Genomic DNA, 16409 nt, shown 5'->3' on the forward strand with positions numbered 1-16409 from the left:
TTGTTGACTGATTTAACAATTGTATACGCTGATAAAGTCCCATATCTATTATTGTTTATTAACGATAATAATCATCCTCATAATCATCTTTATATCTTATTTCGTCAATCTGCGAGGGAGTCAACACATTACCGTCCTCATCAACATATTCTCCAAATTCATTAAAATACACACCTGGGATATCCGATACGTCCAAATTAAGATCAAAAGACTTTAGTAATTTGCTAACCATTCTTTATATCTCCCATCTGACCAAAGATTTGATATCTTATAAAGTGCTTAATAAGTTCATATTACGCCCCGAAGAGCGACATTTGTTCATCTTCAGGTAATTCACCACAACATTTGAGGTCTTTCATAAGATCAATGATAGTATTGGATACTTTACAACGGCGCTGCAAATCCTTCAAGGAAGTAAACGGTTTTTTCTCCCGCTCCTCAACTATGGCATCCGCAACCTTTTCGCCCAATGAATCAATAGCTAAAAACGGCGGTAATAATGCACCGTCCTTAATACTGAATCGGCGTGCCTCCGAATGCTGTATATCAACATTACTGAATCGATAGCCTCGCTGGTACATTTCCATTGATACTTCTAAAGCGGACATGAGATCTTTTTCTCTCGGGCCGGCTGCTTTATCCAGAGCTTTTATCCGATTAAATTCCGCTAACTGAGTCTTAAGATCCCCTGTCATGATTCGTAAATCAAAGGCCTTCGCCCGAATAGAGAAGTACGCCGCATAAAATGCGAGCGGATGATATACCTTAAACCATGCGATACGGAACGCCATCATTACATAGGCCACCGCATGGGCTCTAGGGAATAAATAAGAAATCTTTTTACAGGATTCAATAAACCATTCCGGAATATTATTATCTCGCATTTCCGCTTCAAATTCCGTCGTGGCTTCACCTTGTTTATTCCGCTTTTCAATACCCTTACCTTTACGGACATTTTCCATAACAAAAAAGCTATGTTTCCTGTCCATACCGCGATGAATCAGAAAATTCATGACGTCATCACGGGTAGAAATAGCTTCATTCAATTTACAGGTTCCATTTTTAATGAGATCCTGTGCATTATCAAGCCATACATTAGTACCGTGAGAAAATCCCGAAATACGCACCAAGTCCGAAAATGTTTGCGGTCTTGAATCCTCCAGCATACCGCGTACGAATTTAGTCCCGCATTCCGGTACAGCAAGGCTCGCCACCTGATCCCCCTGTAATTGTTCAGGTTTTAATCCGATACCCTCCGTAGACGAGAATAGACTCAATGTCTTCGGATCATCAAACGGTATCGTTTTCGCATCTATACCTGTTAAATCCTCTAACATACGAATAATAGTCGGATCATCATGGCCGAGAATATCAAGCTTCGTCATACGCCCTTCGATAGAGTGATAATCGAAATGTGTTGTAATAACACCGCTATCCTTTTTATTCGCCGGATATTGAATCGGCGTAAAATGATGCACATCCATATCACGAGGACATACCATGATGCCCCCCGGATGTTGTCCCGTCGTATTCTTTACATTTGTGAAGCCTTTGGCAAGGTTCTCGAAAAAACCGTTACGAGCCTGTATTCCACGCACTTCGGCATATTTTTTTACATACCCGAAAGCCGTTTTATCCGCAATAGTACCAATGGTACCCGCTTTAAATACATTATCACGTCCGAAAAGTTCCTCCGTATATTTATGGGCCTTCGCCTGATAATCACCGGAAAAATTAAGGTCGATATCAGGTACCTTGTCCCCTTCAAAACCGAGGAAAATGGCAAACGGAATATCGTGACCGTTGGTTTCTAGATCGTGACCGCATTCAGGACATTGTTTGCGAGGCAAATCAAATCCGCCCGCATATTCACCATTCTCAAAAAATTGTGACCACTTGCAATGCGGACATATATAATGAGGAGGCAACGGATTAACCTCCGTGATTTCTGACATGGTAGCCGCAAAGGATGAGCCTACGGATCCACGGGAACCAACAAGATATCCGTCATCTAGTGATTTTTTAACCAACTTGTGAGCAATATAGTACAATACACCGTATCCATTGGTAATGATACAATCCAGTTCATAATCCAGACGCTCCTGTACGACACGTGGCAACGGATCTCCATAAATTGCTTTCGCATTGCGATAACACATTTCTGTGAAAGCCTCATCGGCACCTTCGATTTTCGGTGAATATGTTCCGTCAGGAACCGGCTTAATCTCTTCGATACTGTCATTGATAGCTCGTGTATTTGTCACGACTACTTCATAGGCTTTTTCCGGAGTCAAATAAGGGAAAGATGCCAACATTTCATCAGTTGTACGCAAATGGAGGTCCGGTTGCTCATCAGCATCAGGATAGCCGCATGCAGTAAGCATAATTTCGCGATAAATTTTTTCTTCCGGATGCAGATAATGTACGTCACAAGTAGCGCATACAGGCTTATTCAATGCTTCACCAAGCTCTATGACAGTCTTATTCATGTCGATAAGAGCCTGTTCATCAGGCATCAAGCCTTTACGAACCAGGAAGGTATTATTCGTATGCGGTTGAATCTCCAAATAATCATAGAAAGAAGCGACTTCTAGCAATTCCTCTTTCGTCGCCCCCCGAACGATGGACTGCATCAGTTCACCGGCTTCACAGGCGGATCCAATAATGATTCCCTCTCTATGTTCTTCGATGACGGAACGAGGAATACGGGGACGAACCTTGTAATGTTCCAGATGAGAAATAGAAATCATCTTGTAGAGATTGCGAAGACCTACCATATTTTTCGCCAACAGAATAATATGGTATCGTTTATCTTTAACCTTCGGTTTCTTCTTATCTAGTACAGGCTCTTCATCACGTTCTACGGTAGCATCATCGATGAGATATCCTTCCACACCGTAAATTACCTTAACGCCCAATTCCTTACCGAGGGCTTGCGCTTCGGGGAATGCCTGCACTACACCGTGATCAGTAATGGCCACTGCCGGGTGTCCCCATTTTTTCACGGTTTTAAAGAGATCTTTAACGGAAACAAGGGCGTCTTTATCGCTCATCTTAGTATGTAAATGTAACTCAACTCGAGAATCCGGACGATCTTCCGAACGTTCAACGGTACGATCCACTTCTTTAATACTGCGAATTGATAAAACGAAATCTTTGTCAAACCGATCTTCATAGGCGACATTCCCCTGTACCATAACGGTTTTAAGACCTTTCAGCTGCTTTAACAATTTATCGCCATCCTCAGGGGAATCTGTAAATTTGATAAATTTCATGCTATTCGTTTTATCGCAGATACTGCCGGAAACAATGGATTTTCCGGTCCGTGTATCCCGTTTTTCAAGTCCTACAAATACGCCTTCAAAAATAACACCGTTTTCATTGGACTGAACGGACATAATTGAAACCGGATCTCCGTCAAAGCGTGGACCTACTATCATACCTTCCTCAGGAGGTATCTCCTTCGGTGCACGATGAGGATATTTTCCGTCTCCGTTACCGGCCTTTACAGCTCCTTTTAAATTTCCTCCTTTAGGTGACAGTGATTTCGTGCCGGATTTCTTTTGACCACTGCTGATAGATGCAACCGTATTACATTGCGTTGATGCCGCTGCAGTTTGCGCTGGCATCACAATGGGACTATTATCAAAATACCCTAATTCTACAGCTTCGACGAAAGGAGCAAAATCATCCTCCTCATCATATCCATCGTAACAGTCTCGATGACTTTCCGCTTCCGAGTCCTGTATGCCTGCAAAGGATTGCCCGTATTTAGGACGCAATGCGGCTTCCTTCTCTTCCCGACGAGCTTCCGCCTCCTCAATCCATTCACCGGCACCACAGCCGCCACCGTAATAATACGTGTCCAGTCCTTCTCCCGTTTCAGTGTCGACCTTCCAGACAAAGCAGCAAGACGTATCTGTATTTGTAGGAATAGCATCAAAGGAAATATTTTTTTCCTCATACCATCGAGTCAATCGCTCACGAAGACTTAACAATGTTGTAAAAGCTGAATCTGCAGCCTGAATGGTGACTTGTTGACTATGGCAGTTCACATAAAATGAAGATTTCTTATTCTGTTTTGGTACAACACGATAACGTACTTTCATCTTTATCCTTTATACCCACAATAGGTTATACATAAATCTCTAAATCGCCATATATCGCCCTTACTGCTGCGACTGTCGAGTATAATTTCGTACAGGCCCTTCAGCAAGGCACGTAATGCTTTAATTGATATACGTGAACTCGCTTCATAGGCCAGTTTAATCGGATACGGCTTAAAGGACGAATTATTATCCTTACATAGATTTTCGATAGCTTTTACGGACATGCCGGCCTGACGACATTCGCTGACGAGCAGCTGCAGACGTAATTGCCCTTCAATATAGCTCATGGCGCGGTCCAGTTCCTTATAACTGAACATAAACGGAAACAGTTCCAATAAGGTATTGATGTCACGTTTCAATAATGCTTCCTTAAAGGCGAAAATATTTTTTGCTCCGTAGTCACTGCTGTTTTCCTCAAGAAATTCTTTCGTAATGACCTTTTCACCCGTAATTTGTAAAAAATATCTGTCAAACTCGGTTCGCATAAAAGAAACCGGAACATCCTGCCACAGGTCTATAAGATGAGACACATATTCCTGTGCATCAGGGAGTAGTTTAAATCCATGAGATGTGCAATATTGACGTATCCACATCACAAGGTCGGCCCCTTCGAGACGTTTACATTGATGATTCGGAATTTTATCCAAAAGCTCTTTATTCTGCTTAATTCGTTTATCGATCATATCATGATAGATAAGCACTATCGGATTATCACCTTTATAATTTGTGAACAGTTCATATAAAGGGGTCCATGCATCGCTGTTTTTACCGCTTTTACGAATAATAGGCAGGTTTACAAGGCAAAATACCTTCTGATCTCCAAACAATGAATCTTCACAAAGTTGTTCACTGATTTTCTGTGGCCCCGCCTCATCATCGAGTACCACTACGGGAAGGTCCGGATATGTAGCGAGGAATTTTCGTTTTTCTTCTTCTATCAACTGCGGTTCATCACCGTAGATAAGATAAATTTGTGCCATATATCCCCCTTTCACAGATGTACATCACCTATAAATTTATATCCTAATATATGAATATGTTCATCGGACGGATCCACATCACGCATAGCGCCATGGGCGCTACCGAACAATATGTCACTGCGTGGAGCCTGCGCAAACAGCTCATCGATGACATGCGACCGACTCGTTATAAAAACCGTATGAATCTCATCATTTAATTGTAGTTTTTTTTCCGCTCTTTGTCCATTATATACCATAATTTGTGCCATATGATTTTGATATAGCACAGTAGATTTTCCATTACTGTGAAAGTAGATAGCCTCCACGTCATGAGGCTTTACACCATAGGCACGAACCGCATTATAAATATAATATTCATTGGGGGCCACCTTGATATGATCCGGTGCATCAATATATAGATATGCCTTTTCATGATTTGGCGTTATGCATAGCAAAACATTACACTGCTTCATCGGTATATAGTGAACAATACTGTCTTTATGATATTGTGTCATTATAATGGAAAGCATATATGTAAAAATCATTAAGCCAGAACAAAGGAAAACTAATTTTCCGGACCGATTCGTTTCCGGTTCTAATAAACAGGTAAAAACATAAAGGAAAACATAATATAAATAAACGCAACAAGGCTCCATCATACCGGTCCAGACCAGACCGATATGACTATGACTCAGCAAATGATTTATATATAAGGAACCGCGCAATAAAAAGTCTATCATGCACCACAACCATGGTATCGTCACTATATAACTGATTAATACGGTGCAGACTATACACATGATAGCTATATCTAATAACGGTGCGACTATACATGCCGCTATAATACCTACGAGACTTATATAATGAAAGTAATATAACTGTAACGGCAATATTAATAATTGCGCCGACAGATATAGAACCACGGGTGCTTTCAACCACGAAGGCAACCATTGAATGCGCTCATATAACGTGGTGCCCCATAAGAGTAAACCGTAAGTGGCCCCAAAGGATAGTTGAAAGCTCACATCCAGTACGGATAAGGGGTCATACATAATGCAGCATATGGCACAGATACACAAAGCCTGTTTCGCCTGATAAAAACGACCTTTTATATATGCGATACACAGTAGTAAACACATCAATGTGGCACGTACCACAGGGGCACTACCGCCGACAATAGCACAATAAAAAATCGCCATACACACACCGACTATAAGACAGGTTCGTTTTTTCAGTCGTAAGAGACGTCCTATTCCGTAAACTAGTGCAAGAAGCAAGGCTATATGTGAACCTGATATAGATAGAATATGAATGAGTCCCGTATAGGCAAAGCTTTTCATCGCTTCTTGGCCCAATTCATTATAATGGCCACCGAGAAATAACGCCTGAGCCAGAACCCTAGCGGTTCCTGTCATCTGTTGACCGATTTGCGTGTCCACAGACTGTCGCACGGTGCCGCAACTATGCAAACACCATCGATATACCTTGACGATTACACTCTCTGTGTATCGAAATGTCTGAATATCCTGAATTGATGCTATGCGATACATAGCATCGTACATACGCCCCGTCTGAAAATTACTGATATATCGACCACGCCAGTTAATGCGTCCCTCCTCCTCCACCATGAACAGAGATTTCGGTTCGCCTGTGACGACGGCTATATCACCTAAGCATGGCTTTATTTCAGAATCTATTACCTTTGTATATACGGTTATAACACCCTTTCCCATTGTATATACATCCTTAGCGGTCTCTTTAAAGGGGTGAACCTTTTTTATCTCAAGATCATATTTATAATACGAAGTATCATGGAGAACTGTTTCCTCCGGCGCAGACGTAACTATCCCCAAGTATTCTCCATCCTGATGTAAATAATAGGCTTCATATGAATTGTAATCCAGAATAACTCTGGATATATGCCAATACGATATAAAGCTGCTGCCAACCATAATCATGATAGCTAAAATTAAATGTCTAACGGAACATCCTTTCCATACTGCTTTCACCACTGTTATACACATGTATCCAACGCAAACGGCCACTATGTAATACATATTATGCAATATAACATGATGTTGTCCGTAACCTGATATTATGCCGCATATCATAGCGCATAAAATGAGATGAGCCCATACGCTGTGGGTAATCGTATGGGCTGAGGATATGTGACGATTTTTATCGTCAAATCGTAATCTTGTCATGAATTTTCTTAAACAGTCCATCCCCAATTCCCTTCACCTCCTTGATGCCTTCAATGGACGTGAAAGGTCCCTTTTGATTACGATACTCCTCTATGCGTTTTGCCGTGGCAGGGCCGATTCCCGGCAATGTATCAAGATCTTTAATTGTGGCCGTATTGATATTGATTTTTTTACCTCTCAACAACATTTCAGGATTACCGTGAAAGTTAAATATCACATGTACATGATCCCCTCCACTGACACTCTCAGCCATATTCAGCGAATCCACATCGGCGTACGGCAGCAATCCGCCTGCAAGGGCAATCAGATTACCTACCGTAGCATTCTCTTCTATTTCATAAAGTCCAGGCGTGGCAACAGCGCCGCTCACATAGGCAACAGGCTTATGGTTATTGTCTGACGTTATCGTTGCCATCTCCTGATTAACTTCATCGCCACCTGGCAATTCAGTGCCCCCATCTGTTATAATAGGCCATAGGAAATAAATTCCTACTAAAATACACAGGATTAATATAGGTATCATAAATCGTTTCAACCGTTCTTTCATAATGCACCTCCTATGTAAGGATTTCCTTATGAAAGAAAAAAATCCTACCGGTGACACTATTGGTCACCTCAGCAGGATTTTCACGATTAATATCGAATATAAGGAGAATTATATGAATCAAGATACATTACGAAAATACGCCCGTACACTATTGCAGTCCGGCGTAAATTTGCAAGAGAATCAAACCCTCGTCGTTTCAGTAGATGTGGAAAATAAAGATTTTACTGTCATCGTCACGGAAGAAGCGTACCGGCTAGGAGCTAAAGAGGTTGTAGTAAATTGGCGCTCTTCCCCGATTACACGACAACGCTTATTGCATGCGAAAGCGACTGTATTGGAGAATCCGGCTAACTGGATTCCTGTATTCTATGAACAATACATAGACGATAAAGCAGCCTTTTTATCATTAATCAGTGCGAACCCTAATGCACTTACAGGCATTCCGACCGAACGAATTTCACTTCAATCTCGAAATCTTAATAAGGTATTATCCTTCTATCATACGGCGATTATGAATTCTACTGTCACCTGGTGCGTTGCCTCCGTGCCTACGGTACTATGGGCCGATTTATTAGGCTATAAGGGTACCGATGAAGAAAAAATCGACCAGTTATGGCAGACCTTATTAAAACTATGCCGTATCGAAGGCATAGAGCCTAAAGATACATATAAACATCATATGGCTAAATTACGCCATCGCCGTGAAGCATTAAACAAACTGGATTTGAAAGCATTGCGCTATACTTGTGAAAACGGAACCGATTTATTGCTTGAACTGCCGGAAGGTCATATTTGGCAAGGCGGTGAAGAACAATCCAAAGACGGTACTGTTTTCAATGCCAATATACCGACAGAGGAAGTATTCTCGGCACCACAATACAATGGAGTCAATGGCGTTGTATACAGTACAAAACCGCTCATCTATCAGGGCAATACGATTTCCGATTTTTCCTTTACTTTCAAAGACGGCAAAATCGTGGATTATACGGCAAATGAAGGTCTCGATGTACTGAAAGAATTAGTGGAAACGGACGAAGGTTCACTATATTTGGGTGAAGTCGCCTTAGTTGATCACTACAGCCCTATTAGCCAGTCCAACCAGATTTTCTATGAGACTCTATTCGATGAAAATGCATCCTGTCATCTAGCGATCGGTGCGGCCTATCCGACATGCCTAAAGAATAGCGACGGCTTATCCGAAGAAGAATTAAAAGAGCGCGGTTTAAACCATTCCTTGACACATGTGGACTTTATGATCGGTCATGAAAAAATGAACATCAAAGGCTATACACGTGATGGTCAAGAGGTTGATATTATGGTAAATGGTCACCTGCAATTTTAATATAATAAACCCTATCTATTGAATGATATGAACCTTTTCAAATGGATAATCCATTAAAAGGAACTCATCATAAAAATATCAACAGATAGGGTTATTTATTGTATATCGATGAATAATCACTTATATCGTGTCTTACAAAGTAATATTTAAAGTCCGTCCTGTAGCCTGATATTCAATGATATCCACACCGGCTGTTTTCAGCATACGTTTAGAGGCTTTAACCTCTTTTGTATCCTTGTAGAGATCATCTCTATATATTACAGCCTTGATACCGCTTTGAATAATTGCTTTGGCGCATTCATTGCAGGGAAATAAAGTAACATAAATTTTAGAGCCTTCTAGCGAGCCTCCGCGATAGTTTAAAATCGCATTCAGTTCACTATGAACGGTGTAAAAATATTTATTATCGTCCGCTGTCTCCCGTTCCCATGTAAAATCATCATCACTACAGTTTAAAGGCATTCCGTTATAGCCGATGGACAAAATCTTATTATCATTGCTTACAATACAGGCGCCTACCTGTGTATTCGGATCCTTTGAGCGTTGTGCCGCTAAAATGGCAACCCCCATGAAGTATTCATCCCAAGTAATATAATCACTGCGTTTTGCCATACTTACCCCACTTAAATAAGCCCCCTTCTACCTATGTAGTTGGGGGCTTACATTTTCGAACAAATAGTATATCGTTATTTATTTTACAACGATATTTACAAGCTTGCCGGGTACGTAAATAACCTTTACGATATTTTTACCTTCTGTAAATTCCTGAACACGGCTGGACTCTTTAGCCATAGCCTCTAATTCTTCCTTCGTTATATTTACAGAAACAGTTAATTTATCACGTACCTTGCCATTAACCTGTAACACGACCTCCACTTCGTCTACAACGAGAGCGGATTCCTCATATACAGGCCAGCTTTCAGTATGAATGGATGTAGTTTCACCCAATTCATGCCATAATTCCTCGGTCATATGAGGAACAAACGGTGCCAAGAGAAGTAATAAGGAGTGAGTCAATTCATTCGCCAATGCGCTATTGATGGACTCTGCCTTATCCTTGTGTGCGTACATCGCATTGACAAGTTCCATGATAGCGGAAATGGCCGTATTAAAGTTAAAGTTATTATCAAGATCTTCCGTAACCTTTTTAATAACACGGTGCAATTCACGACGCAATGCCACCTCATCTTTTGTAAGTTCACCTGTATTATGTTTCTGGGCTTCCGTATGATACGCGTCTACGATGCGCCACACACGACCTAAGAAACGATACGAACCTTCAACACCTTGGTCGGACCAATCGAGATCACGATCTACAGGCGCTGCAAAGAGAATAAACAGACGCGCGGTATCGGCGCCATAAGTGTTGATGATTTCCTCAGGAGATACCACATTACCTTTGGACTTAGACATCTTGCTGCCTTCCTTAAGCACCATACCTTGTGTCAATAGTCCGCGGAACGGTTCATTTGATTCGATAAGACCTAAATCGTGAATAACCTTCACAAAGAATCGGGAATACAATAAATGAAGAATAGCATGTTCGATACCGCCGATATACTGGTCAACATTCATCCAGTAGTTAGCAACTTTCTTATCAAAAGGCGCCTTATCGTTCTTCGCATCCGTATATCTCAAGAAATACCAGGAAGAATCGATAAATGTATCCATCGTATCGGTCTCACGACGTGCGGGACCTCCACATTTCGGACAGGTTGTATTCAGGAAGCTTTCAGACGTCGCCAACGGAGATACGGCGCCTGATTCGAATGTAACATCCTCAGGCAAAAGTACAGGCAAATCTTCTTCGGGAACGAGCTGTTCACCACATGTTTCACAATATACGACAGGAATCGGCACGCCCCAATAGCGTTGACGGGAAATCAGCCAGTCGCGAAGGCGGAAATTGACTTTACCTTCACCGATGCCTCGCTCATGGAGGGCTGCGGTAATATTTTTACGAGCCTCTTCGGAGGTTTGACCGTTAAATTCTCCGGAATTTACCAAGATACCATCTTCATGATACCATTCCTGCCATTTTTCAAGGCTGTACTCTTCACCGTCACGGGCAACGACCTGTTTAATCGGCAAATCATATTTATGAGCGAACTCCCAGTCACGTTCATCATGTGCAGGAGAGCCCATGACAGCGCCGGTACCATAATCTACCAGTACATAGTTTGCAATCCAAACCGGCACCTGTTCGCCGGACATTGGATTTACGGCATAGGAACCGGTAAACATACCTTCTTTCGGAGCCTCTGTAGAGGTACGATCGATATCGCTCATGTTGCGCATCCGCGTAATGAACGCCTCCAGTTCCGCCTTGTTCGGAGCCGTGTCAATCAGGCGTTCCACATAAGGATGTTCAGGAGCCAATACGACATAGCTGACGCCGTAAATCGTATCTACCCGTGTAGTATATACGGATATACGTTCATTAATGGACGGCATATCAAAAGAAAACTCAGTACCTTCTGACCGACCGATCCAGTTTTTCTGCATCAACTTAACGCGCTGAGGCCAGTGGTCCAGCGTATCCAAATCGGCCAATAAACGATCGGCATATTCGGTGATTCGCAAGAACCATTGAGATAAATCCTTTTTCTCCACCGGATTATCACAGCGCCAGCATGCACCGTCTATAACCTGTTCGTTCGCTAGCACCGTATGACATGTTTCGCACCAGTTTACTTTTGCTTCTTTTTTATAGGCCAAGCCTTTTTTATAGAATTGTGTAAAGAACCATTGTGTCCATTTATAATAGTCTTCTTTACATGTCGCTACTTCGCGTTCCCAATCATACGACAATCCGAGGGCTTTTTGTTGTAATTTCATGTTCTCGATGTTATCAAGAGTCCATGTTTTCGGTGCAATACCGTGCTTGATAGCCGCATTTTCTGCAGGCATACCAAAGGAATCCCATCCCATCGGATGTAATACGTTAAATCCCTTCATTTTTTTGAAACGGGCTACAACGTCACCGATAGAATAGTTACGCACATGCCCCATATGCAAATTTCCCGATGGATATGGGAACATCTCGAGTACATAGTACTTTTCCTTGGATTCATCATACTCTGTCTTAAAAGTATGGTTTTCCTCCCAATACTTCTGCCACTTTTTTTCAATATCTTGGGCTACATATTTTTCGTTCATGTAGGGCCTCCTAAACAATGGCAATCTTAACAATTTGCCGTTTTCTAATTAATATTTTTATTTTACTACTTACTATGAAAGCAGTCAAACTCTAGCGTTTTACGACTTTTATCGATTCCTGTTCCAAGCGTTTCTTTTCCGCTTTAGCCTTAGCCGCTTCTTCCTTTGCTTTACGCTTTGCCTCTTTCTTAGCAGCTTTTTCCTTCGCCTTTTTTTCTAAACGTTGTTTGTAAGCATCTACCTTCGATAATGATTTCTCCTCTGTTTTTACCGGTTCATTAACTATAGCATCAGCAGATTTAGGTACACCTTTTCCCAAATCTCTTTGCTGAATCATGGCAATGGTTGATTCATCTTCAAAACCTTTACGCCATGCCGCAAAACCGCCCAAGTTCATGTCTTTGATAAGATCCAACTTAAATCCTAATGAGGTATTATCTTCAAACCAGATACGATCATGACTGCCGCCTCTAGGAATCGATAAATAATACAGTTTTAACTGGTCATCCCATTGCATTTGATCTTTATATGTGGAAAAATATTGCGCTGAATTTCGCATAGGTAAGGTTTCAGCCTTGGCATATCCGTTTGTATCTCGCCATAGGCGCATATAAAACGGAATGCCGAGTACAAGCTTGTTTGCCGGTACTTCATGAATCATTTTTTCCACATTTTTCCGCACCCATGGATAACTTGATACAGGTCCGGCAAAGGTACTTTTTGCCCACGTTTCATCATATGCCATAAGAACCACATAATCTACCGTATCGGCATAAGCCTTGCGATCATAGACCAAAGACCATTCAGGGCTGTTAGAATAACCGGTTACATCAATGGATGATTTAATATTATACTGATGTAGATACCCCGACAAATACGCTACGAATTTGGTCAATCTCTCCCGGTCGACATAATTGATATTTTCAAAATCAAAATTATATCCGTCAAAACCATATATATAAGCATATTGTACGAGGTTATGGGCATATTTTTTCCATAATGCTTCATTTGCCAAAATACCGCTCGTAAAGCCCGGATCAAATCGATTCGTAATCAATGGCCAGACGTGATAGCCATTCTTTTTATAAGCTTTCACATAGTCGACACTTACATTAGGACTCGATTCGATACCTGTACTATGTAGTTTAAACCAACTCGGTGAAATGATATTATCTCCACTGGTATTAAGTTTTGTTCTATACGGAGCCCCTTCCGTAGGCCACGGATCGAAAGCCCAAGCTAACGGTGTTTGTAATGTATACGATTCCTTAACATCTGTCGTATCAGCACCGGGACTCAAAGTAATACCGTCCTGATTTTTCGTATAGCTGACACCCAACATCGCTGCACCGGATTCGATATCCACATAATTAGATCCGTTAACCTTTGTTACCGGTAATTTAACGGGTTCCCCCACATTAAAAGGATTGATAAAGATCGTGTTACCTCTTAGTTCCAATTGTGGTACATAAACTGTATAGGATGTTTTATATTGATTCGTCTCATAACGACGTGTAGTAGTATTCAAATACTGATCCAGCGGTACCAAAACCTCCGCTTGCACTGCAGTAGTAGCTAATGCGGACAATACCAATGCTGTTAATGATTGAATAATTTTAGATTTACGGAACATTGAATCTCCTAACTCTAGTCTCTTTCAAAGAGCATAATAACAATTCTTATATTATACCATATTTGTTTAGATTCACAGACATATGTTGTCATCAGCACATATGTACACTATAATTTAAATTGTATATTTTAAAAAATATAATAACGATAAAGGTATAAGGAGATTTATATGCATCAATATCTATTTTTTATTGGGGATTTCCCGATCAGAGCCTATGGAACCATGTTAGCATTAGCCATCTTATGCGGAGCCTCTGTAGCCTATGTTTTACTAAAAAAAGACGGCCGCGGCTGGCATGAACACATCGTGGATTTTTCAATTACCGTCGCCGTTGCGGGACTCATCGGGGCACGTCTCTGGGATGTATTTTTCTTCGATTGGGATTATTACGGAAATCACCTATTGGAAATCCCCTTCGTTTGGCAAGGCGGCATGGCTATTCAGGGCGGTGTTGTTCTCGGTACGATTGCCGGTTACTGGTATTTACGAAAGAATAATATCGATTTCTGGGCCTTCGCGGATATTTTTGCGCCGGCCCTCATCTTAGCACAGTCCGTGGGACGCATGGCTAACCTGTTAAACGGCGATGCCTTCGGACATCCTACAGGAGGAAATTTCGGTATTATTTATCCTGAAAGCACCCTTGCTTATCGCACATACGGTAATCAACCATTATGGCCTGCAGAAGTATGGGAAGGACAAATCGATATTCTCATCTTTGTAGCGCTGCTGTTATTCAGCTCGTTTAAACATGCTAAAGGACAAGTATTCATACTGTACGCCATCCTGTATTCAAGTGCACGTTTCTGCCTGGAATTCTTACGCGGTGATTATGTAGATTTAACGCTCGGTCTTAAATCGGCACAAATGACGAGTGTCATCGTTATCGTCATCGGTATCATTCTCTTCATCTATCTGGGATATTTGGAGAAAAAACAATTATTGGCTACCGAAACAGTTACAGTACAAAACACGAAGAAACATAAAAGAAAATAATGACAATAAGCCCCTCCGACGGTAACGTAATATTACCGTCGGAGGGGCTTTGTTTTTCTGTTATCTACAAAATATACTGTGATAAATCCTGATCTTCAACCAACGTATTTAATCGATCCTCAACCATAGCGGCCGTAATGGTTACCTCTACCGGTTCAGGTGCCGGTGCATTGTAGGAAACATCCTGTAACAGGTTTTCCAAAATAGTATGCAATCTGCGAGCACCGATATCCTCCGTTTCATTATTGACACGATATGCCAACTCGGCAATCTTATCGATAGATTCATCGGTAAAATGAACCGTTACATTATCAGCCTGTAATAACATATAGTATTGTTTTAACAACGCTTGTTGAGGTGTTGTCAAAATAGCCTTAAAGTCTTCCTTACTGAGGCTGTTCAATTCTACGCGAATAGGAAAACGACCTTGCAGCTCAGGAATTAAGTCGGACGGCTTCGACACATGGAATGCGCCGGCCGCAATAAACAAAATATGCTCCGTATTGACAGGGCCAAATTTTGTGGATACCATGGATCCTTCTACAATAGGTAAAATATCGCGCTGTACACCTTCACGGGATACGACGCCGCGTACATTTTCATTTCCCGCTGCGATTTTATCGAATTCATCGATAAAAATAATGCCTTCCCGTTCCGCCAATTTAATGGCTTCTTCGTGAACCTCATCCATATCAAGCATATCTTCCGCAATTTCCTCTGCAAAGATTGTTCGTGCATTTTTCACCGTAGTGGTCCGTTTTTTCGTACGTTTCGGCATCATGGCATTCAACATATCCTGAATGTTATTCGCCATATCCTCCTGACTCGTTCCGGCCCCGATACCGGCCACATTTTTCTGTTGATCCCGAACCTCTATTGTGATTTCCTTATCATCTAACAGTCCGCCGGAGATTTGCTTTAATAAGGTTTCCCGTTCGTCCGCCTTACTTTCAGTCTTTATATCAGCCTTAGACTCAGACTTCTCCTCATTATTATTAAACAGCATTTCCAACGGATTAGTAAATTTCTTTGCCCCTCCGGATGAGGGCAATAAAATATCTACCAAACGTTGATTAGCAAGCCTGGTCGCCTTTACATGATTCTTTGTCTTTTTATCTTCTTTCACCATACGAATGGAGTTTAATAAAAGGTCTCTAACCATGGATTCAACATCTCGACCTACATAGCCGACTTCTGTATATTTTGTGGCCTCTACCTTTACAAAGGGAGCATGCATGATTTTAGCCAAACGACGAGCTAATTCCGTTTTACCGACACCGGTAGGTCCGATTAGAAGAATATTTTTCGGTACGTATTCATCGCGGACCTCTTCCGGCAACTGTTTTGCGCGCCACCTGTTTCGAAGGGCGATAGCCACCATTTTTTTTGCCTCTTTTTGTCCGATAATATATTTATCCAACTCGGCAACGATTTGTTTTGGGGTATAATTGTCTTTCATA

General features: G+C 41.5%; 11 protein-coding genes. 2 read left to right on the plus strand and 9 right to left on the minus strand.

All coding sequences use genetic code 11. The annotated features are described in order from the left end of the window. Nucleotides 1–58 precede the first annotated feature (58 nt). From HMPREF1521_RS08965 to HMPREF1521_RS01825, 5 genes are all read right to left on the minus strand, one after another. Nucleotides 59–232: a hypothetical protein gene (locus tag HMPREF1521_RS08965; RefSeq protein ID WP_156924909.1), complete on the minus strand. Its 174-nt coding sequence runs from the start codon at nt 230–232 to the stop codon at nt 59–61. A gap of 61 nt (nt 233–293) precedes the next feature. Continuing rightward, nucleotides 294–4109: a PolC-type DNA polymerase III gene (locus HMPREF1521_RS01810; RefSeq protein WP_038115112.1), complete on the minus strand. Its 3816-nt coding sequence runs from the start codon at nt 4107–4109 to the stop codon at nt 294–296. Between the two features lie 2 nt (nt 4110–4111). Next, nucleotides 4112–5089 (minus strand): DNA polymerase III subunit delta, encoded by a 978-nt coding sequence (gene holA, locus HMPREF1521_RS01815; protein ID WP_038115114.1) that lies wholly within the window; start codon nt 5087–5089, stop codon nt 4112–4114. Nucleotides 5090–5100: 11 nt separating this feature from the next. Beyond that, nucleotides 5101–7077, minus strand: coding sequence for a ComEC/Rec2 family competence protein (locus HMPREF1521_RS01820; RefSeq protein WP_232203161.1), 1977 nt, complete (start codon nt 7075–7077; stop codon nt 5101–5103). Between the two features lie 175 nt (nt 7078–7252). After that, nucleotides 7253–7819: a helix-hairpin-helix domain-containing protein gene (locus tag HMPREF1521_RS01825; RefSeq protein ID WP_038115119.1), complete on the minus strand. Its 567-nt coding sequence runs from the start codon at nt 7817–7819 to the stop codon at nt 7253–7255. A 112-nt stretch (nt 7820–7931) separates the two neighbouring features. On the opposite strand from HMPREF1521_RS01825, the gene HMPREF1521_RS01830 reads away from it, so the two are divergent. Beyond that, nucleotides 7932–9161 carry an aminopeptidase gene (locus tag HMPREF1521_RS01830; protein ID WP_038116012.1) on the plus strand — a complete coding sequence of 410 codons (1230 nt, stop codon included), beginning with the start codon at nt 7932–7934 and terminating at the stop codon, nt 9159–9161. Nucleotides 9162–9293: 132 nt separating this feature from the next. Here the strand turns inward: HMPREF1521_RS01830 and HMPREF1521_RS01835 are convergent, their stop codons facing one another. The 3 genes from HMPREF1521_RS01835 to HMPREF1521_RS01845 form a co-directional block, all read right to left on the minus strand. Next, entirely contained in the window at nt 9294–9773 is a 480-nt protein-coding gene (locus tag HMPREF1521_RS01835; RefSeq protein ID WP_038115121.1) for a dCMP deaminase family protein, read from the minus strand. 78 nt (nt 9774–9851) lie between these two features. Further along, nucleotides 9852–12320: a leucine--tRNA ligase gene (leuS, locus tag HMPREF1521_RS01840; RefSeq protein ID WP_038115125.1), complete on the minus strand. Its 2469-nt coding sequence runs from the start codon at nt 12318–12320 to the stop codon at nt 9852–9854. Between the two features lie 91 nt (nt 12321–12411). Beyond that, on the minus strand, nt 12412–13953 hold the full coding sequence (locus HMPREF1521_RS01845; protein WP_038115128.1) for a glycosyl hydrolase family 18 protein: 1542 nt from the start codon (nt 13951–13953) through the stop codon (nt 12412–12414). 168 nt (nt 13954–14121) lie between these two features. On the opposite strand from HMPREF1521_RS01845, the gene lgt reads away from it, so the two are divergent. Then, complete coding sequence (gene lgt, locus HMPREF1521_RS01850; RefSeq protein ID WP_038115129.1) at nt 14122–14949, plus strand: prolipoprotein diacylglyceryl transferase; 828 nt, start codon at nt 14122–14124, stop codon at nt 14947–14949. 64 nt (nt 14950–15013) lie between these two features. Here the strand turns inward: lgt and hslU are convergent, their stop codons facing one another. Further along, complete coding sequence (gene hslU, locus HMPREF1521_RS01855; RefSeq protein WP_038115130.1) at nt 15014–16408, minus strand: ATP-dependent protease ATPase subunit HslU; 1395 nt, start codon at nt 16406–16408, stop codon at nt 15014–15016. Nucleotide 16409 lies beyond the last annotated feature (1 nt).

The sequence above is a fragment of the Veillonella sp. AS16 genome (assembly GCF_000517785.1).
Taxonomy (GTDB): domain Bacteria; phylum Bacillota; class Negativicutes; order Veillonellales; family Veillonellaceae; genus Veillonella; species Veillonella denticariosi.

Bases quoted from the DNA above. Each gene is read 5' to 3' on its own strand.
- HMPREF1521_RS01845 (WP_038115128.1), bottom strand. From the start codon at position 13,953: ATGTTCCGTAAATCTAAAATTATTCAATCATTAACAGCATTGGTATTG.
- HMPREF1521_RS01830 (WP_038116012.1), top strand. From the start codon at position 7,932: ATGAATCAAGATACATTACGAAAATACGCCCGTACACTATTGCAGTCC.
- HMPREF1521_RS01835 (WP_038115121.1), bottom strand. From the start codon at position 9,773: ATGGCAAAACGCAGTGATTATATTACTTGGGATGAATACTTCATGGGG.
- leuS (WP_038115125.1), bottom strand. From the start codon at position 12,320: ATGAACGAAAAATATGTAGCCCAAGATATTGAAAAAAAGTGGCAGAAG.
- hslU (WP_038115130.1), bottom strand. From the start codon at position 16,408: ATGAAAGACAATTATACCCCAAAACAAATCGTTGCCGAGTTGGATAAA.
- HMPREF1521_RS01825 (WP_038115119.1), bottom strand. From the start codon at position 7,819: ATGAAAGAACGGTTGAAACGATTTATGATACCTATATTAATCCTGTGT.
- HMPREF1521_RS01810 (WP_038115112.1), bottom strand. From the start codon at position 4,109: ATGAAAGTACGTTATCGTGTTGTACCAAAACAGAATAAGAAATCTTCA.
- holA (WP_038115114.1), bottom strand. From the start codon at position 5,089: ATGGCACAAATTTATCTTATCTACGGTGATGAACCGCAGTTGATAGAA.
- lgt (WP_038115129.1), top strand. From the start codon at position 14,122: ATGCATCAATATCTATTTTTTATTGGGGATTTCCCGATCAGAGCCTAT.
- HMPREF1521_RS08965 (WP_156924909.1), bottom strand. From the start codon at position 232: ATGGTTAGCAAATTACTAAAGTCTTTTGATCTTAATTTGGACGTATCG.